Consider the following 23,520-nt stretch of genomic DNA (forward strand, 5'->3'; position numbering starts at 1 on the left):
CACACTCACTTCGGCTTCTTGCTCTCATCAATGTCGACGTACTGCCACCAGTCCTGCCAGAACAGCGGACGTCGATAGCCCGCTACCCAGCCTTGCGCCATATCGGTCAGGATGCGGTGGGTGTGCTGCTTGTAAGGCATATAGGTGGTGGCGATGCGCTTGCCTTGCAGCAGCAGGGCTTCGCGCTCGGGGCCATCGGCCATGGCCTGCATGCGGTCGTACAGCGCATCGAACTCTGGCAGCTTGAAGCGTGCCAGGTTTTGCCCGCCGGTGGCGGGCCCGTAGAGGCGCTGCAAGGCACTTTGGCCATCGGGTTGCGAGGCCGAAGACGCCACGCCCCAGATCATGAACTTGCCACCACGCGCGGTCTTCAAGTTCTCGGGCCATTTGGCCGTCTTGAACTGGGTCTTGATGCCGATGGCACTGAGGTTCTTCTGCCACAGCTCATCCAGTTGACGCGAGGCGTTGTCGGGCTGGGTATTGCGGATCAGCAGCAAGGGCTTGCCATCGGGCAAATCGCGCCAGCCGTCGCCGTCTTGGTCCACATAGCCATACAGATCGAGCAGGGCCTTGGCGCGCCCCGGATCGAAGTCGCCGGTCTCTGATTTGTAGTCGGCCGAGTAGCCGGTGGTGTGCGGCACGATGGGCGACTGCGCCTGCACGGCCTGGCCGCGCCGCACCAGACGGATTTCGCGTTGCACATCGATGGCCAGACTGATGGCGCGGCGCAGCGCGATCTTGTCGGGCGTGTAGCCGCCCACGATGGGGTCTTCCATATTGAAGGTGGTCAGACCCACATCGGGGCCGATCACGCGAAAGCCCTGCATGCCCTTCTTGACCAGATTGGGCGCGACCTTGCCATTCGGCATGGCTTGGCTGATGAACTCGGCCGGTACCCGTTCCAGGAAGTCCTTCTCGGCATTCAGGAAGGACAGCCAGCGCGGTTGCACCTCTTCAATGATGGCAATCTCAACCCGGTCCAACATGGGGATGCGGCGGCCCTTGAAGCGGGCTTGCAGGGCGAGGCCTTCGGCATCGTCCGGTGTGGCCTCGGCGTCATAGAGGCGCTCGCGGTAGTCCGGGTTCTTCTCCAGCACGATGCGCGAGCTGCGTCGCCATTCGGCCAGGCGGAAGGGACCGGTGCCAACCGGGTGTTCGCCGATTTTGTCGCCGTAGTGCTCGACCACCTCGCGGGCCAGCGCACCATAAAGGTCGCTGCCGGCCAGTATGGACTCCATCAAGCGCGGCCGAGCTTTGACGGTCTTGAACTGGATCGTGTAGCGATCCAAGGCGCGCAGGCCTTCAATTTCCTTGTCGTAGTCCAAGGGTTTTTTGCTGTCCAGGGCCTTCTTGCGCAGGGCTGCCAGGCCCACCAAATCGGCCTCTTCGAAGCTGCTCCAGCCGGGGCTTTTCAGCGTCGGGTCGGCATAGCGCTTGAAGCTGTAGACGAAGTCATGTGCGGTCAGTTCGCGCTTCTTGCCCTTGAAGGCCTCGTCCTCGGCGAAGTAGATGCCGGGCTGGATCTTGACGGTGAAGGTGCGGAAGTCCTCCGAGGTTTCGGGCATGCCCGCCGCCACCAAGGGCTTGATCTGCACCGGCCGGGCCAAGTGGTCATAGCGGTACAGGGCCTCAAAAATCCCGGCGGTGACGGTGCGCGAGTAGATGTCGCTGAGTTGCGAGGGGTCAAAGCCGGTCTCGGCGATCGGGAAGGCATAGCGCAGCACCTTGGGCGCTGTTGCTGTCGATGTTGTTGATGTGGCCGATGCAGCGGTTGCGGGCTGGGCGTTCGTGTTGGCCTGTGCGGACAGGGCCAACAGGCCGCTCAAAATACAAGGGATCAGTTTCATCTTCATCTGTGTCAGTGAGTCTGTCGGCGGCTGGCGTCGATATCGACATATTCCCAAAAATTCAGCCAGAACTGCGGGCGGCGATAGCCCAGCAATTGTGGGTGCGCCAAGTCGGTGATGATGCGGTGGCCGCGCGGCCGATAAGGCGCATAGGCTGCACCCAGGCGCTTCAGCTCGTTGAACAAAGCCATGCGTTCGGGACCATCGGGCAAGGCGTTGGACTGCTCGTAGAGATCGTCCAGCGCTTGCAGTTTGATGCGCGCGTAGTTCTGCCCGCCAATGCGGTCGCTGTAGTAGAAGCCCAAGGCGTCTTGCCCATCGGGCGAGGCGGCCGAGCTGGCCAGCGACCAGATCTGGAATTTGCCGGCGCGCATGGACTTGAGGTTTTCCGGCCATTTGGCGGTCTTGAACTGCACCTTGATGCCGATGCCGGCCAGGCTCTTTTGCCAGATCTGGTCGATCTGGCGCTGGAACTGCTCGGGCGTGGTCAAGCTTTCCAAGACCAGCGGGCTGCCGTCGGGCTGCTCGCGCCAGCCGTCGCCGTCGCGGTCGAGATAGCCATACAGATCAAGCAGGGCTTTGGCGCGGGCCGGGTCGTAGTCGCCGCTCTCGCTCTTGAACTGCGGGTCGTAGCCGGTGGTGTGCGGCAGCATGATGGACTGCGCGCTGATCGCCTGGCCGCGTCGCACCAGCTGAATCTCACGTTCGGAGTTGGTGCCCAGGGCAATCGCGCGGCGCAGCGCAATGCGCTCCGGCGTATAGCCACCGATCACCGGGTCTTCCAGATTGAAGACGGTGAACAGCACATCGGAGGTCACCACCCGGTAGCTTTGAATGCCGCGCTTGGCCAGGTTGGGCGCCACCTTGCCGCCGGGCATGGCCTGGTTGATGAAGTCCTCCGGCGTGCGGTCCAGCAGGTCGAACTGGCCATCCAGGAAGGACAACCAGCGCGGCTGGTTCTCTTCGATGATGGCGATCTCCACCCTGTCGATCATCGGAATTCGGCGGCCCTTGAAGCGGGCCAGATAGGCTTGGCCCTCGGCGTCGTCGGCATTCGGCTCGGCGTCGTAGTAGCGCTCGCGGTAGCCGGGGTTGCGCTCCAGCACGATCTGCGAGCTGCGCCGCCAGCTGGCCAGCTGGAAGGGGCCGGTGCCCACCGGGGTTTCGCTGCTGTGCTCGGGGTCCAGCTCGATCACCTCGCGGGCCACCGCGCCCAAGAGGCTGCCGTCGGCCAGGGTCTGGTCAAAGCGCGGGCGCGGCTTGGCGAGGCGGATCTGCAGCGTGTAGCGGTCCAGCGCCTTCAAGCCCTCGATCGGCTTGTCGTAGTTGAAGGGCTTTTTGCTCTTTTGGACTTCGGCGCGGTATTCGTTCAAGCCCAGCAAATGGTTTTCTTCCAGCCCGTCCCAGGTGGGCGAGTTGGTCAGCGGGTCGGCAAAGCGTTTGAAGCTGTAGACATAGTCCGCGGCCGTCAGTTCACGCTTCTTGCCTTTGAAGACCGGGTGGTCCGCAAAGTAGATGCCGGGCTGAACGCGGATGGTCCAGGTCTTGTAGTCGGCGCTGACCTCGGGCAGGCTGGCCGCCGTCAGCGGTTTGAGCTTGGCCGGCCGGGCCAGATGGTCGTAGGTGTAGAGGCCTTCGAAGATGTGCTGGGTGACGATGCGTGAATAGATGTCGGTCACCTTGGCCGGGTCAAAGCCGGTCTCGGCTATGCGAAAGGCGTAACGCATCACCTTGGGGGCAGCCGGCGTGCTGGCTGCGGCTGTGCCATCGGGGCTGGGCGCCGTGCCGGTGGCCCATGCGCTGGCGCCGAGCAGGGCCAAGGCCAGGCTGCCGATGGCGGTGCGCAGCAGGCCCTGGTGGCGTGCGAAAGAGAACGAGCTTGCAGTCATGGGAAATGGGCGATCTGGGGTCTTGGACTCAAGGCTTGTGGGTTGGGTTCAGGAGCTGGGTGTCGATGTCGAGGTACTTCCAAAAGTCTCGGACAAAAACATTGCGGTCATAGCCAATCACCCAGGGCTGGGCCAGGTCGGTGTAGACGCGGTGCACATGCAACTTGATCGGCATATAGGCGGCCAGGAGCTTCTGCGCATCGGTCATCACCGCCAAGCGCTCGGGGCCGTTGGGCAGCTTCTTCTGCTGTTCGTACAAGGCGTTATAGGCCGGCAGGTCGAAGCGGGCCTTGTTGGACTGACCCTTGTTGGGCCCATAGCCGAGGGCCAAAAAGGTGTCGCCATCGGGCGAGGCGGCGCTCCAGCCCACGCCCCACATCATCAACTTGCCGGCGGTCGAGGCCTTCAGGTTCTCGGGCCATTTGGCGTGGCGGAACTTGATCCGTACCTGGATGGCGTCCATCGCCTTTTGCCAGAGCTCGGCCAGCGCGCGCTTCTCGCCGTCTTGCTCGGTGCTGTATTCAATCGTCAGCGGGCTGCCGTCGGGCTGATCGCGCCAGCCATCGCCGTCGCGGTCCACATAGCCATACAGGTCGAGCAAGGCCTTGGCGCGTGCCAGGTCATGCTCGCTCATGGTGGTCTTCAGGCCTGGGTCGTAGCCGAAGACGCCGGGGCTGATCGGGCCTTGAGAGGCCAGCGCCTGGCCGCGCCGGGGCAGGCGGATTTCTTTGTCGAGGTCGATGGCCAGCGAGATCGCGCGGCGCAGCGCAATCTTCTCCGGCGTGTAGCCGCCCACCACAGGGTCTTCCATATTGAAGTAGGAGATCGCCACATCGGCCCGCGCATAACGCACCATCTGCAGACCCAACTTGCTCAGGTTCGGCGCCAACTTGTTGTTCGGCAGCGCAATCGGCGCGTATTCGTTCGGCACCTCGTCGACAAAATCGGCCTCGGCGCGCAGGAAGGACAGCCAGCGCGGTTGGTTCTCTTCGATGATGGCGATCTCGACGCGGTCCAGCATCGGCAGCTTGCGGCCCTGCAGTCGGGTGGCCTGCGCGACCAGGCGGGCGTTGTCGGCTGGGGGCTGCTCGTCGTACAGCACCTCGCGGTAATTGGGGTTGGGCGTCAGCACCATGCGCGAGCTGCGCCGCCATTCGCTCAGGGCCCAGGCACCGGTGCCAACCGGGTGCTCCATGATTTTGTCGCCGTACTGCTCGACCACCTCATGGGCGACGGCGCCCAGCGTCGAAGGGTCGGCAAACTGATTGACGAAGCGCGGGTCGCCGGTCTCGGTGCGGACCTGGAAGCTGTAGCGGTCGATCAGCGTCAGGCCGGCGACGGCGCGCTGGTAGTCAAACGGCGCCTTGTTTTTCAGCGCCTCGCGGCGCAGTTCGCTCAGGCCGGGGATGCGGGCGTTCTCGAGCAGATAGAGATTCGGGCTTTTCCAGCGCGGGTCGTAATGGCGCTTGATCGAATAGATGTAGTCGGCCGCGGTCAGCTCGCGCTTCTTGCCGCCAAAGGCCGGGTCATCGTTGAAATAGATGCCGGGCTTGATGCGAAAGGTCAGCGTTTTAAAGTCGGCCGAAACCTCAGGCAGGCTTTCGGCCGTGGCGGGCCGCAGGCGGATGGGCCGGGCAAGGTATTCGTACTGCAGCGGTGCGTCGAAGATGCCGCCGGCAATGATGCGTGAGTACAGGTCGGAGATCTGCGCCGGGTCAAAGCCGGTCTCCGCGATGCGGAAGGCGTAGCGCAAGACCTTGGGACTGGCCGACTGCGGCTGCGCCTCCTGGGCGCGCAGCGGGCCCGCGCTGGCCAAAGCCAGCGAGGCAGAAATCAGCAGCAGGGCCGTGGTCCGGGGTCGCAGCACGATAGCTTGCATCCTGGTGGGGTGGACAGACAAACAAACGCGCCGGCAGGCTTGTGGCCTCGGCGCGATGGAGCTTTTGCTGAGTCGCTCGACGAGATTGACTCAGGGCGAAGTCTAGTGCCTGTCTGACTGCTCGGCCATGCAGTCCAACCCCAGGTTTGGGGGCCGGGGCTTCAGGGGCGGCTGTTCAGTTGCCCTGGCGCTTCAAGACCTCGGTGTCGATGTCCACATACTTCCAGAAGTCGCGCACAAAGACATTGCGGTTGTAGCCCAGCACCCAGGGTTGCGCCATGTCGGTGAAGACGCGGTGCACCTCGGTCTTGTAGGGCATGTAGGCGATCAGCAGCTTGGCGGCCTCGGCCATCACCGCCTGGCGCTCTGGGCCATCGGGCAGCGACTTTTGCTTGGCGTAGAGCGCGTTGTAGGCCGGCAGGTCAAAGCGAGCCTTGTTGGCCTTGCCCTTTGCACCGCCATCGCCCAGGGCCAGGAAGGTGTCGCCATCGGGCGCCGTGGCCACCCAGGACACGCCCCACATCTGCAGCTTGCCGGCGTTGGCCGCCTTCAGGTTCTCCGGCCATTTTGCGGTCTTGAACTTGATGCGGATCTTCAGCGCATTCATCGTCAACTGCCATTGCTCATTGAGTTGGCGGTTGGTGCTGTCCGGCTGGGTGGCGTATTCCAGCTTCAGTGGCGAACCATCGGGCTGGTCGCGCCAGCCGTCGCCGTCCTTGTCGACATAGCCGTACAGGTCCAGCAGGCTCTTGGCCTTGGCGAGGTTGAACTCGCCCATCTCGGACTTGAAATCGGGGTCGAAGCCGAAGGTGCCAGGGGCGATCGGGCCTTGCGAGGGCACGGCTTGGCCGCGGCGGGCCAGGCGGATTTGCTTGTCGATGTCCGAGCCCAGTGAGATGGCGCGGCGCAGCGCGATCTTCTCGGGCGTGTAGCCGCCGATCACCGGGTCTTCCATATTGAAGTAGGTGAAGGCCACGTCGGCACGCGGGTAGCGCGTCATCTGGATGCCGCGTTTGGCCAGGTTCGGGGCCAGCTTGTTGCCGGGCATGGCGATGCCGGCGAAATCGGCCGGCACTTCTTCGATCACGTCTTTTTCGCCGTTGATAAAGGACAACCAGCGCGGTTGTGCCTCTTCGATGATGGCGATCACCACTTTGTCCACCATCGGCATGCGGCGGCCTTGCAGCGCTGCGACCTGGGCGGCCAGTGCCGGGTTGCCGGCGGGCGCCACTTCCGCATAGTGCAGTTCGCGGAAGTTGGGATTCTTTTCCAGCACGATTTGCGAGCTGCGGCGCCATTCGCCAAGGCGCCAGGCATTGGTGCCGACTGGGTGTTCCATCACCTTGGTGCCGTACTTCTCCACCACTTCGCGGGCCACCGCGCCGAGGAAGCCGGCGTCGGCAAACTGGTTGATGAAGCGCGGGTCGCCAACGCCCAGCTTGACCTGGAATTTGTAGCGGCTCAGCACCTGCAGGCCTTCGACCGGGCGGTCGTAGTCAAACGGTTTTTTGCCGGCCATCAACTCCTTGCGCAGCTCGGAGAGGCCGAGGATCTTGACGTTCTCCAGCAGGTAGAGGTTCGGGCTCTTCCAGACCGGGTCGTAATGGCGCTTGATCGAGTAGACATAGTCGGCCGCAACCAGTTCGCGCTTTTTGCCGCCGAAGACCTCGTGGTCGTCGAAGTAAATGCCGGGCTTGAGCTCGAAGGTCAGGGTCTTGAAGTCGGCCGACAGCTCGGGCATGGCCACCAAGGTGTTGGGGCGAAGCTTGGCCGGGCGGGTGTGATACTCAAATTCCAGTGGCGCATCAAAGATGCCGGCGGCCACGGCCTTGGAGTAGCTGTCGGAAATCTGCGCCGGGTCAAAGCCGGTCTCGGCCGCGCGGAAGGCGTAGCGCAGCACCTTGGGCTCGGTGGTCTGGGCGAATACCGGGTTCGCGGCTGTCGCGAACAGGCCGCAAATCAGTGGCGCCAGCGTGAGCACGGTCAGTCGGCCTTGCTTCAAGAGATTTTTCATTCGAGGTTCATCTTCTATTCATTTGCTCGGCGGTGGCGAAGCGCGTTGGGGTGCCGGTAGCACCCCTCAAAACCGGGTTCTTGGCCCGCAAATGCCGATGGAAACGGGGTTTTCCTCAGGTTGAGGCATGTCGCGGAGCCGCGCAGTCTAGTGCTTTGTCCGCCGGCAAGCTCATGCACAAGATGCATCAGGCTAGGCGCGATCCGCTGGCCGGGCCGCAAAACATCGGGCAAGGCGCGAGTTTTACTCGATCCAGCCCCGCATGCGCGGGGGCTGCGAGGGCAAATGCCGGTTAGCGAGCGGCGGCAGTTCGACTAGACTCGCGCCAGTTTTTCTTTGCGCAAACCCCGTTCGCCACGAGCCTGCGGGGTTTAACTTTTGTCGAACTGCGACCTGCAACCCTGGAGACGCGACAGCAATGTTGGCCTACCTGCTCAGGCGCCTGTGGCAAATGATTCCGACTCTGCTCGGCGTCGTGCTGCTGGTGTTCTTTCTTTTCAAGTACTTTGGCGGCGACCCGGCCGAAATCCTCGGCGGCCTGAACGCCAGCCCTGAGCAGATCGACGCGATCCGCGAACAGCTGGGCCTGAACAAGCCGGTGCTCGAGCAGCTGTGGATCTTCGTCAAGCAGATCATCACCTTCGACTGGGGCAAGAGCTGGGCGACCAATGAGTCGGTGGCCAGCCTGTTCAGCAGCCGCTTGCCGGCCACGCTGACGGTGATGTTGCCTATCCTCTTCCTGGAAGTGCTGCTGGCGATTCCGTTTGCGCTGGCCGTGGCCTCGGTGCGTGGCAGCCTGACCGACCGCGCGGTGATGATCATCAGCACGGTGGCGGTGTCGATCTCGCTGCTGGTCTATGTGATCGTGGGTCAGTATGTGTTCGCCTTCCGCCTGGGCTGGTTCCCGGTGCAGGGCTGGACCGACAGCGTTTGGACCAACTTGACCACTTATGCGCCGCTGCCGGTGATGGTGGCCGTGGCGGTGGCGATTGCGCCTTACACCCGTCTGTACCGCACCTTCTTCCTCGATGAAATCGGCCACGACTATGTGCGCACCGCGCGCGCCAAGGGCATGACCGAGGGCACGATTCTGCTCAAGCATGTGCTGCGCAACGCCATGATTCCGATCATGACCAACATCTCCGTGGCCCTGCCCGGCGTGTTCGTCGGCAGCTTCTTGTTGGAGGTGTTCTTCTCCATCCCCGGCCTGGGCCGTGAGATATTGCTGGCGGTGAACCGCAGCGATTACCCCGTCATTCAGGCTTTTGCGATCTACATCGCCTTCTTGACCATGGTGGTGAACTTGATCACCGACTTGCTCTACAAGCTGGTCGATCCACGGGTGGTGCTGAAATGAGTGCGGTCATGTCGAACAACACTGCCGCACCGAAGGCGGCGCAAAAATCCGAAGGCGTCTGGGCTGCGTCCTGGCGCCGCCTGCGCACCGACAAGGTGGGCATGGTCTCCATGGTCATCGTCGGCTTCTTCTTGCTGATGGTGATTGCCTCCAGCACTGGCCTGATCGCCAAGAACTGGCAGAAGGAAGTTGGCGTGCCGAATGCGCCGCCGACCTTCATCGGCCCGGCGCCTGCCGAAGCCACCGGCGCCATCGTCACGCCCAAGGGCCCGAATGTGGACCTGAGCGATATCGACCCCTTGGCACCCAAGTACAAGGAATGGGAAGAGCGCGCCAAGCAGTACAAGACCGAGACCCTGGTCAAGGCCGAAACGCTGCCGCTGGGCGGTGACCGCCTGGGCCGCGATGTGATGTCCAAGGCCATCAAGGGCGCGGAAGTGTCCATCTTGGTCGGTGTGTTGGCGGCCGTGGTGGCCACCATCATCGGCACCGTGCTGGGCGCCCTGTCGGGCTTCTTTGGCGGCCGCGTTGGCGACTTTTTGGAGTGGCTCTACAACGTCTTCACCGCCATCCCCAGCATCTTGCTGATCTTCGCTTTTGCGGTGATCTTCGGCCGCGGCGTGATGTCGGTGGTGATGATTCTGGGCCTGGCCGGCTGGCCCGGCATCTACCGCTTGATTCGTGCGGAGTTCATGAAGCACTCGGTGCGTGAGTATGTGCGTTCGGCCGAGGCCATCGGCGCCTCCAAGTACTCGCGCATGTTCAAGCACATCCTGCCCAACGTCTCGCACGTGGCCCTGGTGCAGCTGAGCCTGCACGTGGTGAGCTTCATCAAGAGCGAAGTGATCTTGTCTTATCTGGGCTTGGGCGTGGGCGTGGACCAAGTGTCTTGGGGCACGATGCTGAGCGAATCGCAAAGCGAGCTGATCCTGGGCTACTGGTGGCAGCTGGCTGCCGTGACTGGGCTGATGGCCATCTTTGTGACGGCGTTCGCGCTGTTCACCGATGCTTTGCGCGATGCGCTGGACCCGAAGCTTCGCGGCCTGGAGTGATCTAAACATGTTGTTATCTATTCAAGACCTGAAGGTCGCCTTCCGCATGGGCAAGGTGGACGGCCAGATGCAGCGCGCATTGGCCGTCAAGGGCATCAGCTTTGACATCCCCGAGAACTCGACCGTGGCCCTGGTGGGCGAGTCGGGTTCGGGCAAGTCGGTGACGGCCATGTCCATCCTGAACCTGCTGCCCGACAACGCCGAGCGCGAGGGCAAGATCCTGTTCCAAGGGCAGGACCTGCGCCAATGCTCGCTGCGCGAGTTGCAAGCCATCCGTGGCCGCGACATCGCCTGCGTGTTCCAGGATCCGATGACCTCGCTGAACCCGGTGTTCACCGTGGCCGACCAGATCATGGAGCCGCTGATCAAGCACATGGGCATGAGCAAGAAGCAGGCCCTGGTGCGTGCCGAAGAGCTGCTCAATGAAGTGGGCATCCCCGAGCCCAAGCGTCGCCTGAAGGCTTATCCGCACGAGATGTCGGGTGGCCAGCAGCAGCGCGTGATGATTGCCGTGGCCCTGGCCTGCTCGCCCAAGCTCTTGATCGCCGACGAGCCGACCACGGCGCTGGACGTGACCATCCAGCGCCAAGTGATGGAGCTGATGGCCAAGCTGAAGGAAACGCACAAGATGAGCTTGCTGTTCATCTCGCACGACCTCGGCGTGGTGGGCGAAATCTCGGACCAGGTGGTGGTGATGCGCCATGGCCAGATCCGCGAGAAGGCCCCAGTGGCTCAGATCTTCAGCAATCCGCAAGACAGCTACACCAAGGCCCTGCTGGCCTGCCGCCCCTCGCTGACCGAGAACCCGGCCCGCCTGATGGTGATCGACGACCACATCGCCGGCCGCAGCATCAGCGAAGGCGTGGGCAAGGCCAAGGACCCGAATGCACCAGTGATCCTGGAAGCGCGCGGTCTGAAGAAGAGCTTCTTCTTCAAGGCCGGCCTGTTCGGCAAGAAGGAGTTCAAGGCCGTCAAAGAAGTCAGCTTCAAGCTGCGCAAGGGCTACACCTTGGGCGTGGTGGGCGAGTCCGGCTCCGGCAAGACCACCATGGGCCTGACGCTCTTGCGTCTGCATGAGCCGACTGGCGGCGAGGTCTTGTTCGAAGGCAAAGACCTGCTGAAGATGAGCGGCAATGACTGGCAAAAGATGCGCCGCCGCATCCAGGTGGTGTTCCAGAACCCCTATGCCTCGCTGAACCCGCGCTTCACCATCGGCCAGACCCTGGTTGAGCCGATGGAGATCCACAAGATCGGGGCCAACCACGAAGAGCGTCTGGCTCGCGCCAGCGCCCTGCTGAAGAAGGTGGGCCTGGACGACACGGTGCTGAACAAGTACCCGCATGAGTTCTCCGGCGGCCAGCGTCAGCGCATTGCGATTGCCCGCTGCCTGACGCTGAACCCCGAGGTCTTGGTGCTGGACGAAGCGGTGTCGGCGCTGGACGTGTCGGTGCAGGCTCAGGTGCTCAATTTGCTGAAGGACCTGCAGGACGAGTTCGGCCTGAGCTATGTCTTCATCAGCCACGACTTGGCGGTGGTGAAGTTCATCTCCGACGAAGTGCTGGTGATGCAAAACGGCGATGTGGTCGAGCAAAACGAGACCCAGGCCTTGCTCGATGCGCCGAAGCAGGAATACACCCGCAAGCTCTTGGGCGCGGTGCCGCGTGGTTACCAAGGCGGCGAGGTTGCAGCCGCGGCCTGAAGCCAACAGCCGGCTCGATATTGAGCTCTCAAAATGGGGTCAGGTTCATATATCAAATGAACCTGACCCCATTTTCTTGGTGAGTGCAGGTTTCAACAGGAGCAGCACATGCAAACTCGCATTACGGGTATTGGTGGCATCTTTATCAAGTCCCAAGATCCGGAGCGCTTGCGGGCTTGGTATCGCGAGCATTTGGGTATCGATGTGCAGGCATGGGGTGGCACTTCATTCGCTTGGCAAACGCCGGAGCGGCCCGAGCCGAATGGTTCAACCATTTGGAGCATCTTTGATGCAAAGGCCGAGCCGGATTACTTTGCGCCCAGCAAGTCCGGTTTCATGGTCAATTACCGGGTCGATGATTTAGAGGCGCTGCTGAGCACCTTGCGCGCCGAAGGCTGCGAAGTTGACCCCAAAACCGAAGTCTCCGAGTTTGGCAAATTCGGCTGGGTGATGGACCCTGATGGTCATCGGGTGGAGTTGTGGGAGCCGCCCAAAGATGTGGCTTCGAGTTAAAGCCCGGTGCCAAAGTATTCGTTCTGATTGAAAGCAGGCTGAGGTCTAGTCAATCTTGCCGGATCGATTTTCAGGTTGACTCGGCTGGGGGGTACGGTATTTTCAAAATCCTGTCCCCGGTGAAAGAACCTAAATAGAGCGCGTCACCCAAGGGCTGCGCCACCGTGGCAGCCCCCATCGGCGCGCCTTCATGCGCAAACAGCAATTGTTTGCTCATATCCTTCGGGTCGATGCGATAGATTTGAAACGCAAGGCCGCAGGTTTCACCGGTGTGCTGGATGCAGATGAAATTCTCCAGTCTGGAACCGGTCAGCGAGGCGGCCAATAAAAAGCCCTGCGAATCCCAGCTGAGATTGTCCGGTCGCTCCATGTGCGTGGACCCGATCAATTTGCCACTGACGCGATCGAGTTTGCGAATCTCATTTGCCGAGGTGACGCTGAAAAACACGCTGGCTTCGTCGGCGCTCAACTCAATACCATTCAAAAATGGGCCGTGGCTACCGGCCAAAATTCGAAATTCGGTGGCCTTTTCGGGCTGCCATTCAAAGACGTAGCCGGTATCGATGCCGAGTTGCGATTTCCAGATGCCGGTGCTGACGCCAAAAAGGCTGGGGGCTTGGCGGTCAAACATATGGGTGGCAAGAAAGCCGCCATTGCGCAGCAGTGTCACGCTATTCATCAATACCTCCTCTGGAGGGATGACGCAGCCGCGCCACTCTAAACCGTAGTGTGCGCCAACTTTAATTAATTCGAACATCTCGATGCTCTGACGCTGACCATGGTTGACGGCCGCCACCTGCCAGCGTCCATCGGAGCGTTGCTGTACCGAGATACCCAAGGGCGAGAACTCAGTCCCTGGACTGCCGGGGCAGTTGCTGGCCCCCCAGACGGACTGCCCCGCCGGGGGATTCACCGCGGCTTGATTCATCGCGGCGTCAAAGGGGAAAGCCTGATTGATGTTTTTGGATTGCGTGTCGAAAAACTTCAAACTCCCGGAACTCGGCTTGCCCAGGATGCCGACTTCGCTGATGAGCAGGGTTTTCTGATCGGGCAGGCGCCTGATGTCCTCGGGATTTTTAAAACCACACAGGGTTTCTATGCCATTTTGAACACTCGCTCGGCATGGACCGATGGCTGTCCCCGTACAGGCACTCAATAGAAATAGGCTGAGTGCCAATAGAAAACAAACCAGCAGCAGTCGGGGCGTCGAGGCCGGAAGGGATGTTTTCAAAGGCATGGCTTGATCAGATGCTTCTTAGTTTAAGGACTGATGTTTTTCAGCGTACTCACAAAATGATCGACGATCATTTGTTTGATCTCGGGAGCAGTGGCTTGGCTGAAGGCGTGGCCGGTGGGATAGGACTTGTGGCGCGCTGGGTATTTGAAATCGTGGTCCTTCAAATAGGTCATGATGTCATGGCTCATCGCGGTGCCCGGCCAAATTTGATCGTTCTCAGCAGAAATTAACAGAATTGGCCCTTGGATTTTCTCAAAGGCAAATGTGGCCTTCTTGACTTTCTCGGTGTCTGCCAAGGCGATATGAAAACGCTCAAGTTGGGGGGTGTTTGGCAACTCAGGCAAATCGAGCGCGGGGATATCCTTGCCCTGATAAGTCCAAGCCGACTGAGGCGAGGTCATACCCGACCAAGCCACTTTGCTGGGCGTGGTGATGACGACTGATTTGATGCGTGGGTCCAGTATGGCCAAAAGAAAACCAGCCTCCGAACCGCGCGAGCCGCTGACCACGCCGATGCGGCTGGCATCAATTTCCTTGACGGTTTGTGCATAGTCGACCGCGCTGATGAAATACTCCATCGGAATATGGTCCAGCGTGGCCGGCAAACCCGGTTCGGTCTTGAAGTAAACCAGCCCAATGACCGCAATGCCCTTGGACGCCATCATGGCGCCATTGGCGTCGGCAAATCCCCAACTCGGGTCCGAGCCACCGAAACCGATGACCGCAGGGACTTTCTCCTGGGTTTTGGGCAAATACAGCCGGGCGGCTAGATTTTTGTATTGGACGGACTTGATCTCGTAGTCGTAATCGGCGGCGAAGCAAGGGGCGGCCAACAAGGCTGCACAAGAAACCAGCAAATGGGTCAGAAGCTTGAACATGAGGGGCTGAGTTGCGATGAGTGGCTTAAGCAGATTGTTTGGCGGATTGTTTGGCGGAGGGGGCGGCAGCCCAGGCCACAGGCATGTGGTCCGTCCAGCGCAGCAGCGCGATCGCCGCGGGCATGGCCAGCCAGAAGCCTGAGCTCGGCATCAGCAGCACGCCCAAGCTGCAGAGTGCCAGCAATCCCCAACCCAGTCGACGCAGGGTCTTGGCATCGCCGCTGCGCTCCAGGGCTGTGATGGCCGGGGCCAGCATGGCCAAGAGCAGTCCAAACAAGAGGAACCAGACGGTGGCCGCGCTCATTGGGTCTTGGCCCACCGTGTTGAAGACACCGCGCTGCACGATGCTCAGCAGCGGTCGCTGAAAAACCAGCAGAGCGAAGACCGTGTGCAGAGCCGCCACGGCCAGCAGGCTGTGGCCGATCCAATGGCGGCGGGGTGCTTGCTTCGGGGGAGTGTTGGGGCGGGTCAGGTCAGTCATGGCAAAGGTCCTCCGTCTCTTTGGTATTGGGTGCTGGCGCGCGCAAAGCGCGTCGCCGTGAACTGGATCAGTGGGCGGTAAAGCAGGCGCAGCAGCCAGCCGGGCAACCCCTGGCCACGTTCCTCCGCAGCGACGCGGGCGCGCGGATGCTCCATGAAGCGATAGGCCGAGGGGCGGTAGCCGCTCAGATCGCGGTGGAACTCCAGCCGGCACAGGTGCTTGATGTTTTTGTAGCCGTAATGGGCCGGGGCCACCAGGCGCAGCGGTGCCCCATGGCTGATCGTCAGAGTCTGCCCGTTCAAGCGGTCCGCCAGCAGTACATCGTCGGCCAGCAGATCGGCCAAGGGCAGGCTGCAGCGCGCGCCGTCCTGCCCTCGCAAGACGACGAACAAGGCATCGTCCGCCGGGCCGGCCAGGGGCAGGATCAACTGCGCATAGACCTCGCGCAGGCGCACCCCACTCCAGCGCAGCCCGCGCTGCGACCAACCGGTGACACAGTGGAAGTCGCTGTTTTGCTCGACGCGCGGCAGACGGGCGAGACTGGCCGCGTCGAGTTCAATTTCGTTGCGCACCGCGCCACAGACGCGCAGGTCGATGTGATGCGGCCGCGCCGGGAATCGGTGCGCAAAGGGCAGCAGCCCGAAGCGAGGGAAGTCATCCCGCTCGTGTTGGCCGGGTGGCAGGCTGCCGTGCTTCATGCCTGCCCGAGTGCGACTTGGCGCGCCACGCGGGTCTGCCAGACGATGAAGAGCGGCGCCCCAAGCAACTCCAGCAGGGTGAAACCGACAAAGGGCAGCGGCGGCCAGCCGGCAAAGAGCATGGACAGCAGGCGACCCAGGCCGCCCAGAAAAATCATGCCCCACAAGATGCGGAACAAGGCGGTCTGGCTGGCGATCCTCGGCACCAGCCAGAGCACGGCCGCGCCCAGCCCCAGCCAGACCCCACTCAGAAAGCGCAGATTGCCGTCCAGCAAGGCATGGGCTGGCAAGTGCGCATCGGCGTAGATCGGGTCACTCAGGCCGGCCAGCCCGACCAATCCGGTCAGCAAGGGCACCACGCCCAGCAGGGCGGTACAGACTTGCAGTGTGCGTAGGCTTGTCGAGGGTTTCATATCGAAGAGGAATGAATCCAGCAGTTGGTGGTGCGCACGCGTGCGCCGAGTGCGCGCAGCGTTTGCAGCAGGCCGAGATAGCTGCGGTCGAAATAGGGTAACTCGGGCGCCATGCTTTGCAGATGGCCGACGGCGGTGCGTTGATGCGCGGCGCCGGTGCGCGGCGGCGGCGGGTGCTGGCCGAAGTCAAACACCGCTTCGGTGAACGGGCGCACTTGCCAGTTCAGCAAATCTTGTAGCGCCGGCAGCAGCTCTTGGCTAAAGGTTTCGGCGCTCATCTCCGGGCGCAGCAGCCCCAAGTTCACATAGGTTTGTTGCAAGGCGGCGGTGTTGCAAGGCCGGCGCAGCAGTGCGCCCCAGGCAGCGCTCAGGTGCTGGCAAAAACCGGCGCTTAAGCTGCGGGTGCAGCCGAAGTCCAGCAGGCCCAGTCGCCCCTCCGGCATGAACAAGCTGTTGCCCGGGTGCGGGTCGGCTTGCAGGCGCTGCAGCTCAAAGACACTGCGCAGGAACAGGTCAAACAGCAGTTGGCCATAGTGGTCGCGCTCGGTCTGGCTGGGCCCGGTGGCCAGCCACTCGTCCAGATGCAGGCCTTGCAGCCGCTGCATGGTCAAGATACGCCGGCTGCTCAGCGCGGCCACCGGCCGCGGCAGCACCAGGGCCGGCTGGTCTTGCAGGCGTTCGGCAAACCAGCTCAGTTGCTCGGCTTCATGCTGATAGTCCAGCTCCTCGGCCAGCTTGGCGGCAATATCGTCCATCAGCGCGTCGATCACATGCGGCTGCGGCAAAGCGGGGCCGCGGCCCAGGGCCTGCAGCAGCGTGCGCAGAATCGCCAGATCGCTGTGAATGGAGGACGCCATGCCGGGGTATTGCAGCTTGACGGCGACCGCCTCACCGCTGTGCAGCGTGGCCGCGTGTACCTGCCCCAGGCTGGCTGCTGCGAAAGCCTGCGGCTCAAAGCTGGCAAACAACTCATCCGGCCCGGCGCCCAGCTCTTGCCGCATCAGCTTGATCACCAGTGCGCGGTTCAGCGGCGTGACCTGGTAATGGGCACGCGCCAATTCCTTGCGCATGGGCTCGGGCAGCAGGCCCAGCTCCATGCTGAGCAGCTGCGAGGCCTTCAGCGCCGTGCCCTTCAGTTGATTGAGGGCGCCAAACAGGATGCGGCCGAGCTTGGCTTCGTGGGCGGCCCGGGCCTGGTCCGCGGCTTCCGTGCTGGGGGTCAGGTCTTGCCCCATCTGACCCAGGCGGTGACCGAGATGTGCCACCCCGGCGCGCGCCACGGCGGCGCCGGCAATGGCGCCGCGCGCCAGGCGGCCGGTACGGGGGAGTTTGCCGCCCATCGGGTTCTCAGCCCTTCGCTTGGGCCAGCAGCAGCGGCACGATTCGCGTGTGCACCGGGCCGACCACGCTCATGTACCAGCGCCCTAGCCGGTTGTGTTGGTGCACGACGGTGCTGAGCCAGATGCGCCCTTCGGCCTTGTAGAGCGAGACCTGCACGCGCAGGTGCTTGTCGTCATCGCCCAGGATCACCTCATCGGCCTGCAGTTCGAGCAGTTCAAAGATGCCAACCTGGTCGCCGACCCGATACGCTTCAGCGGGCTGGCTGCGCTGGCGGGGAGCGAGCGCGCCGAGGTTTTTCAAGCCGACCAAGCGCACCGCCTGATTGCGCACGGCCATCAGCGCGTTCATCCAGGCCGGCGTGTGCGCCGTCAGGCTCAGATAGCTTTGCAGGGCGCTGTGCTCGGGACGCGGATCGGCGTAGCTGTAGCAGTCGGCAAAGTCGGCGCCGGGCAGGGTCCGGGCGATGCGGCTGGTGGCGGGCAGCGCCGTGGCTTGGATGCGCGGCTTCATCACAATTGGCCCCAGGCCTGCCGCAGGCCGATCAGATGCACGAGGCCGAAGCCCATGCAAATCAGGGAGCTCCAGAGCAGAAAGGGCGTTACTTGTTTTGGCGCGATGAGCTGCAGAGGAATGATGGCCAGTCCGCGCAGGCAGTAGACGGCCGTGATCAGGCTCAGCGCGAGCCTGGGCCAGGGCAGCGCGAAAGGAAAGGACAAGCCGAAACCGCTGGCCGAGAGCGCGTAGAGCGCCCACAGGCCGAGGATCAGCGCGATACCGCTGGTCAGCAGCGGCGGCCACCAGTGCCCGGCTTCGCTCATCCGCGCCATCTGCTCGCCCGCGCCGAAGAAGCGGTACCAGGGCGCACCGCCGAAGATGATCAAGACATGCAAGAGCGCGGCGATGCCGCTGAGGGCGGCAGCCAGCAGCAGCCAGGCATTGACATCGTGTTTCATCGCGGGGCTCCCGCGCCGGCGGCCAGACCGCGATTGGCCAGGGTCAGCAGCTCGATCAAACCGCCGCCCTGGTTCTGCAGCAGCCGGGCCAGCTGGCTGCGCAACATGAAGCCGCCCAGATCGAGCAGCTTGTTGACGATGCCGCTTTGTAGAGCCAAGACCAACACACCCAGGCTCAGGTCGACCAGTTGGGTGGTGTTGCCGAATTGCTCGGAGTCGTCCTTCAGCCAATAGGCGGCGATGCCATAGACATAGTCGGCCAGCAGGCCGCCCAGGCTGGGCTTGAAGGCGCAGGGGGCGATCTCGCCGGCGGCCTCGGCCTGCTCCAGCATCTCGACAAAAGCCTGTCGCAATTGCTCCTTGCCGGGCATGCTCTGGCCCACCAGCAGCATCGGTGCACCCTGCACCATCTGGTGGGCGATGGCCACGAACTCACGGTCCGCCAGCAGCAACTCCAGCAGGCTGTCCAGCAGCAACTGCAGGCGCTCTTGCAGGCCGAAGGCTTGCTGGCCCTTGGTCTTTTGCATCAAGACCAGGGCGTCGGTCGATGCTTGCTCGAAATAAGCCAGCACCAGCTTCTCTTTGCTGGGGAAGTATTTGTAGATCGTTGCGTCACCCAGGTCGGCGGCACGGGCGATCTGTTTCATCGTCGTACCGTCAAAGCCCTGGGCCGTCATCAGATCGACGGCGGTGCGCAGGATCAGTCGGCGGGTCTTCTCTTGCTGGCTTTTGCTGGTGCGCATAATTAATACTAACTATTCTTTGAATGGCAATGTAGCAAATTTTAAGGAGTGTTGGTTTTATTTAATTCAATGAAGGCCAGAGTCCCCAAAAATTTGGCCGGTGAGGCAGGCTTGGACTGCTCGATAACCGCAAGTTCCAGGCGCGGCCGCTTTCACTACACTGCAGCGCGGCCAGGTCTTTACTTGGCCGAGTGCTTGAGTGAACAAAAAGGCGAGGGGCCGGGTCGGTGCCGGTTGAGGACGTGAATAATGTCTCGAACCTTTAGTTTCGGCGGGTCGCTGGTTACCGGTTCGAGTCAAGTCAGGGTGAAGGATGCCGATAGAAGTCGCGATGAGCATAGGCAATTTCGCAGGCAAGGTTTCGCGTTCCCGCGCGGGCGTCAGCGTGCACAGCCGGCTGTTTGGATTTGCGCTGTTGCTGTTGTTGCAAGTGCTGTGGGTGCCCGCGGCACGGGCTGAGTTGTCAACGCTGGAGCAACTGGATCGCATCGAACGGCGCGGTTCCTTGCAGGCCGACAACTCGCTGCAAGAGTTGCAAAGTCTGCAGTCCAGCCTGCAGCCCGGTAGCCCGGAATTGCTGCGGGTGCTGTACTTGAAGGGCGGCCTGCAGGCTCGCTTCCGGCAGGATGAGGCGCTCGCGGCTACTCAGGCCCTGTTGGCGGCATGGCCCAAGGCGGCCAGCAAGCCGCAGGCGGATTTGGTCTCTCATCTGTTGAAGGCGCGCCGGCTTTTGGCGGTCGGCCAGATGGAGCCGGCCAAATTGGAACTGACCGGTCTGGCCGCCTATACCCCAGCCAATACACCGCTGCCTTTGCTGATCACTGCGTATCAGATGCTCGGCCGGCTTCAGTCAGACACCGGGCAGATGGAACTCGCCCTGACTCATCTGCATACCGCCTTGAAGTTGGCCGAAAGCAGTGGCGCCACTTGGCGCCGGGCCTCGGTACGGATTGATCTTGCCGATGCTTATGTGCAGGCGCAGCAACTCGAGCGCGCCGAGCAGACGACGGAAGAGGCGCTGAAAGAGGTGGAACTGGATCCGGATCCGACGCTGCAGTACTCGGTGCACACCCAGCGTGGCATCGTCTATGCGGAGTTGGGGCGCGTTCAGTTGGCGCAGCAAGCCAAGCTAGAAGCGCTGCGCGTGGCGCGGCAGTCCGGGGCCCTCGATCGAATCGCCTTGGCCCTGGGCAACTATGCCGACTTCCATCTGAAGCAAGGCAATTACCCGGAAGCCTTAAAGCACGCCGAAGAAAGCCTGCCCCTGGCCCGCAAGGACAAAGACCTGTCGTCCGAATCGTTGGCTTTGGCCAATATGGGCTTGGCCAAGATCGCCATGAAGCGGATTCAAGAAGGCAAGCGAGATGTGCAGGCCTCCACCGAGATCGAACTCAAACGTGGCGCCCTCAATGGCGCGGCCCTCGGCTATCTCGAGCAGGGCCAGTATCTAGAGAGGGCCGGCGATTTGGCCGGCTCCATCGAGGCCTACCACCACCATCGCAAGCTGATCGACCAGGTCTTGCGGGAGGAGACCCAGAAAGCGGTGCTGGAGACGCAGGCCAGCTATGACGACGAGCGTCGCGGCAAGGAGCTCGAACTGCTCAATCGCGACATGAGCTTGAAGAGCGAGCAGTTGGTGGCGCGCAATCTGCAGCTCAAGCTGTGGGCTGCGCTGGCCGGTTGCGTGCTTTTGTTTGGCGTCTTGTTGGCCTTGGCCTATCAACGCATACGCAAGACCAACCAATCGCTGGCGCACAGCAATGCAGCCTTGCGCAAGCAGAGCGAGCGCGACCCGCTGACCGGCTTGTCGAACCGTCGCCATTTCCAGGCGGCCATCAAGCGCTTGGCCGACCAAGGCAAGCTCAGCGGCACGGTGTTCCTGATCGACATCGATCACTTCAAGCGCATCAACGACGTGCACGGCCATGCGGCCGGTGACACCGTGCTGGTGGACATTGCCAGGCGTTTGCGCGCCACCTTGCGCGAAGAGGATCTGGTGGTGCGCTGGGGCGGCGAAGAGTTCTTGATCGTGGTTGAGACGCGCGACCCGGAGTACGCCAATACCTTGGCGCAACGTCTGCTGGACCAGATCGGTGAGCAGCCGGTGAACCATGGCGCCTTGCAAATTCCCATCACGGCCTCGATTGGTTTTGCCACCTTCCCGGTCGCGCCGCACGGCCTCGCTTTGAGCTGGGAGCGTGCCATCGACCTGGTCGACACGGTCATGTACATGGCCAAGGCGCATGGACGCAACAAGGCCTATGGCATCGAATCGATTGAGGCCAGCGACGAGCCGGCACTGCTGGCGCTGGCCGGCCGGATGGAGGCTGCCTGGCACGAGGGCAGCGTGCAGCTGCGTGCCCTGAGCGGGCCGCAAAGCCCGGCGCACAGTCCTGAAACGGCGGTCGCGGCATGAGGCTTCGCTTTGGTTTCAAGTCAGGCCTGCTGACGCTCAGCCTGAGCGTCATGGCCGCGCTTCCCAGCATGGCTCAAACGGCGGCCAATGATTACGCCGGCGCGGCCAAGTCCGCCTTGCCGGTCTTTGATGCCGCCTTGGATCAACAGTTGAGTGCCTTGCAATTGCAGGCATTTGACCGACCCACCCAAGCGCTGCAAACGCTGCGTCAATGGCAGGCCGAGCCCGCCAAGCAAGGCTTTGCCGCGCAGCTCTTGGCCACCGAAGCGCGCATCCAGATGCGTTTGGACAATAGCCCAGCTGTGTTGGCGATCGCCAATCGCTTGGCACAGGACCCGCAGCAACAGGCCCGCGCGCATGTGCTGCGCGCCGAAGAGGCGGACTATGGCGGTCGTGCCGAAGAGGCGTCGCAGCATGCCGACAAGGCCTTGGCCGCCTTGGCGCCCTGGTGTGCCGAGGCAAAGCCAGCGGTGCAGGCGATTTCGGAAGGTTGCGACTTCCGCAGCGCTTGGTCGGCCCTGCGTTTGCGCGAAGAAAAGCAGCAGAACGAAGGCGCCATGGCACGGGCCGAGGCGACGTCACTGCGCCGGCTGGCGCTGGCCGAAGCCGGCCATGACCAGTTCCTGCGGGTGATGAGCATGGCCTCATTGGGGCTTTTGAATCAGCTGATGGAGCAAGCCGAGCCGGCCCGGCGCTGGATCACGCAGGCGCTACAAATCGCCCAGGGCGATGCCTTGATGCTGGCCCATGTCAAAGGCTATGAGGCCGCGATGGCGGCCCGGCTTGGACAAACGCAAGCCCAGGTGCGAGCGCTCGATGAGGCGCTGGACTTCGCCAAGAAGGCAGATGCTCCGCATGTCGCGGCATATTTCCAGGTCAGCCTGGCCGATGCCAATCTGCGCCTTGGTCAACCGGCCCGCGCCAAGGCCCTGGTGGAGCAGGCGCTGCCACGCTTGCACGAGTATGGTGACCATCGCCCGGAACGCGCGGCCCGCAACAATCTGATCCAGGCCTTGATCCTGTTGGGCCAATTCGACGCGGCCCATCGCGAAATTTTGCTGTCGGAGCAGGCCAGCAAAGACCAGGTGGGCAAGGCCACCCAGATGGAAGAGCTGCGCGAGCAAGGCGAGGCCTGGGCCAAGGCCGGCCGGCCGAAGGAGGCGATTGCCAACTTCCACCTGGAACGCAAATTGAACGCCGAATTGGTGGCGCGCAATCGTGAAGCCTCGCTGGAGCAGCTGAAGGTCAAGTACGACAGCGACCGCAAGCAAACCGAGTTGGACCTGCTGGTGCGCGACAAGTCCCTGGTCGAGCGTCAACTGGCGAATCGCCAACTGGCGCAACAGGTGGGCTTTGCGGTGGCGGCTCTGCTCGGTTTGTCGCTGATCTTGGCCGGGGTGATGGTCAACCGGGTGCGGGTGGCGAACAAAAAGTTGAAGGCCAACGAAGCCCTGCTGCGCGCCCAAAGCGAACGCGACCCCCTGACCGAGCTGGCCAACCGGCGCTATTTCCTGACCGTGATGGAGCAGCAGCAAAGCCCCAAGGAGGCCACCTTCAACGGGGCGTTGATGATGATAGACATCGACCACTTCAAACATGTCAATGACCAGTACGGTCATGGCATCGGCGATGTGGTGATCTGCGAGGTGGCGCGGCGCCTGAGCCAGGCGGTGCGCGCCGAGGATTTGGTGGTGCGCTGGGGCGGCGAAGAGTTTCTGGTCTTCGCCCCGGATGTGGGCCAGGAGCAGTTGGCGCAATTGGCCGAGCGTGTGCTGAACGGCGTAGGGGGCACGCCGGTGGCGACCGAGGACGGCCCGCTGCGCGTCACCGTGTCGATTGGTTTTGCGCATTTCCCGCTGCCACCTTCCAAGCTGACCCTGCCTTGGGAGCAGGCCGTCAACTGGGCCGATATGGCGCTCTACACCGCCAAGTCGCAGGGCCGCAACAGGGCCATGGGCATCGCCACTGTCGATGCGCGGGACACCGACGCCTTGGTCCAGATCGAGGCTGACTTCGACGCGGCCTGCTCGTCTGAACGGGTCAGCCTGACCCAGGTCTTGGGTCCGCAGGCGAGCTGAACCGCGCGCTCCGCGCCGCTGCTCGGTTGTCG

19 protein-coding genes are annotated in these 23,520 nt (G+C 62.5%); 6 read left to right on the forward strand and 13 right to left on the reverse strand.

What is annotated here, in order from left to right:
- Positions 1-5 precede the first annotated feature (5 nt).
- From WG899_RS16100 to WG899_RS16115, 4 genes are all read right to left on the reverse strand, one after another.
- On the reverse strand, positions 6-1,847 hold the full coding sequence (locus tag WG899_RS16100) for an ABC transporter substrate-binding protein (protein ID WP_339596674.1): 1,842 nt from the start codon (positions 1,845-1,847) through the stop codon (positions 6-8).
- 11 nt (positions 1,848-1,858) lie between these two features.
- Complete coding sequence (locus WG899_RS16105) at positions 1,859-3,736, reverse strand: ABC transporter substrate-binding protein (protein WP_339596675.1); 1,878 nt, start codon at positions 3,734-3,736, stop codon at positions 1,859-1,861.
- A gap of 28 nt (positions 3,737-3,764) precedes the next feature.
- Positions 3,765-5,603: an ABC transporter substrate-binding protein gene (locus tag WG899_RS16110; protein WP_339596676.1), complete on the reverse strand. Its 1,839-nt coding sequence runs from the start codon at positions 5,601-5,603 to the stop codon at positions 3,765-3,767.
- Positions 5,604-5,790: 187 nt separating this feature from the next.
- Positions 5,791-7,629, reverse strand: coding sequence for an ABC transporter substrate-binding protein (locus WG899_RS16115; RefSeq protein WP_339596677.1), 1,839 nt, complete (start codon positions 7,627-7,629; stop codon positions 5,791-5,793).
- A gap of 418 nt (positions 7,630-8,047) precedes the next feature.
- Here WG899_RS16115 and WG899_RS16120 point away from each other — a divergent pair, with 418 nt between their 5' ends.
- The 4 genes from WG899_RS16120 (at position 8,048) to WG899_RS16135 (ending at position 12,250) form a co-directional block, all read left to right on the forward strand.
- Positions 8,048-8,986, forward strand: coding sequence for an ABC transporter permease (locus WG899_RS16120; RefSeq protein WP_339596678.1), 939 nt, complete (start codon positions 8,048-8,050; stop codon positions 8,984-8,986).
- Between the two features lie 8 nt (positions 8,987-8,994).
- Positions 8,995-10,038, forward strand: coding sequence for an ABC transporter permease (locus WG899_RS16125; protein WP_263539712.1), 1,044 nt, complete (start codon positions 8,995-8,997; stop codon positions 10,036-10,038).
- A gap of 7 nt (positions 10,039-10,045) precedes the next feature.
- Positions 10,046-11,737: an ABC transporter ATP-binding protein gene (locus tag WG899_RS16130; protein ID WP_339596679.1), complete on the forward strand. Its 1,692-nt coding sequence runs from the start codon at positions 10,046-10,048 to the stop codon at positions 11,735-11,737.
- Positions 11,738-11,845: 108 nt separating this feature from the next.
- Positions 11,846-12,250: a VOC family protein gene (locus WG899_RS16135; RefSeq protein ID WP_339596680.1), complete on the forward strand. Its 405-nt coding sequence runs from the start codon at positions 11,846-11,848 to the stop codon at positions 12,248-12,250.
- A 70-nt stretch (positions 12,251-12,320) separates the two neighbouring features.
- On the opposite strand, the gene WG899_RS16140 is transcribed toward WG899_RS16135, so the two are convergent.
- The 9 genes from WG899_RS16140 to WG899_RS16180 are packed head-to-tail and all read right to left on the reverse strand — an operon-like array spanning position 12,321 to position 18,994.
- Positions 12,321-13,487 (reverse strand): SMP-30/gluconolactonase/LRE family protein, encoded by a 1,167-nt coding sequence (locus WG899_RS16140; RefSeq protein WP_339596681.1) that lies wholly within the window; start codon positions 13,485-13,487, stop codon positions 12,321-12,323.
- 23 nt (positions 13,488-13,510) lie between these two features.
- Positions 13,511-14,365 (reverse strand): alpha/beta hydrolase family protein, encoded by an 855-nt coding sequence (locus tag WG899_RS16145; RefSeq protein WP_339596682.1) that lies wholly within the window; start codon positions 14,363-14,365, stop codon positions 13,511-13,513.
- 25 nt (positions 14,366-14,390) lie between these two features.
- Positions 14,391-14,846 carry a DUF6463 family protein gene (locus WG899_RS16150; protein ID WP_339596683.1) on the reverse strand — a complete coding sequence of 152 codons (456 nt, stop codon included), beginning with the start codon at positions 14,844-14,846 and terminating at the stop codon, positions 14,391-14,393.
- Positions 14,843-15,544 (reverse strand): molybdopterin-dependent oxidoreductase, encoded by a 702-nt coding sequence (locus WG899_RS16155; RefSeq protein ID WP_339596684.1) that lies wholly within the window; start codon positions 15,542-15,544, stop codon positions 14,843-14,845. Before WG899_RS16155 ends, WG899_RS16150 begins: the two co-directional genes overlap by 4 nt.
- Positions 15,541-15,957 carry a DUF4345 domain-containing protein gene (locus WG899_RS16160; protein WP_339596685.1) on the reverse strand — a complete coding sequence of 139 codons (417 nt, stop codon included), beginning with the start codon at positions 15,955-15,957 and terminating at the stop codon, positions 15,541-15,543. Before WG899_RS16160 ends, WG899_RS16155 begins: the two co-directional genes overlap by 4 nt.
- The gene (locus tag WG899_RS16165; RefSeq protein WP_339596686.1) at positions 15,954-17,297 is read right to left on the reverse strand and encodes an ABC1 kinase family protein; all 1,344 of its coding nucleotides are present in this window, start codon (positions 17,295-17,297) and stop codon (positions 15,954-15,956) included. The genes WG899_RS16160 and WG899_RS16165 overlap by 4 nt, the downstream gene beginning before the upstream one ends.
- A gap of 7 nt (positions 17,298-17,304) precedes the next feature.
- Complete coding sequence (locus tag WG899_RS16170; protein ID WP_339596687.1) at positions 17,305-17,808, reverse strand: DUF2867 domain-containing protein; 504 nt, start codon at positions 17,806-17,808, stop codon at positions 17,305-17,307.
- Complete coding sequence (locus tag WG899_RS16175; protein ID WP_339596688.1) at positions 17,808-18,251, reverse strand: hypothetical protein; 444 nt, start codon at positions 18,249-18,251, stop codon at positions 17,808-17,810. The genes WG899_RS16170 and WG899_RS16175 overlap by 1 nt, the downstream gene beginning before the upstream one ends.
- Positions 18,248-18,994: a TetR/AcrR family transcriptional regulator gene (locus WG899_RS16180; RefSeq protein WP_339596689.1), complete on the reverse strand. Its 747-nt coding sequence runs from the start codon at positions 18,992-18,994 to the stop codon at positions 18,248-18,250. Before WG899_RS16180 ends, WG899_RS16175 begins: the two co-directional genes overlap by 4 nt.
- A 331-nt stretch (positions 18,995-19,325) precedes the next feature.
- Here WG899_RS16180 and WG899_RS16185 point away from each other — a divergent pair, with 331 nt between their 5' ends.
- Positions 19,326-21,410: a diguanylate cyclase gene (locus WG899_RS16185; RefSeq protein WP_339596690.1), complete on the forward strand. Its 2,085-nt coding sequence runs from the start codon at positions 19,326-19,328 to the stop codon at positions 21,408-21,410.
- Complete coding sequence (locus WG899_RS16190) at positions 21,407-23,488, forward strand: diguanylate cyclase domain-containing protein (protein WP_339596691.1); 2,082 nt, start codon at positions 21,407-21,409, stop codon at positions 23,486-23,488. Before WG899_RS16185 ends, WG899_RS16190 begins: the two co-directional genes overlap by 4 nt.
- The last annotated feature ends 32 nt before the right edge of the window (positions 23,489-23,520 follow it).

Origin of the sequence: Paucibacter hankyongi, assembly GCF_037482915.1 — a bacterium.
Classification (GTDB): Bacteria; Pseudomonadota; Gammaproteobacteria; order Burkholderiales; family Burkholderiaceae_C; genus Paucibacter_A; species Paucibacter_A hankyongi.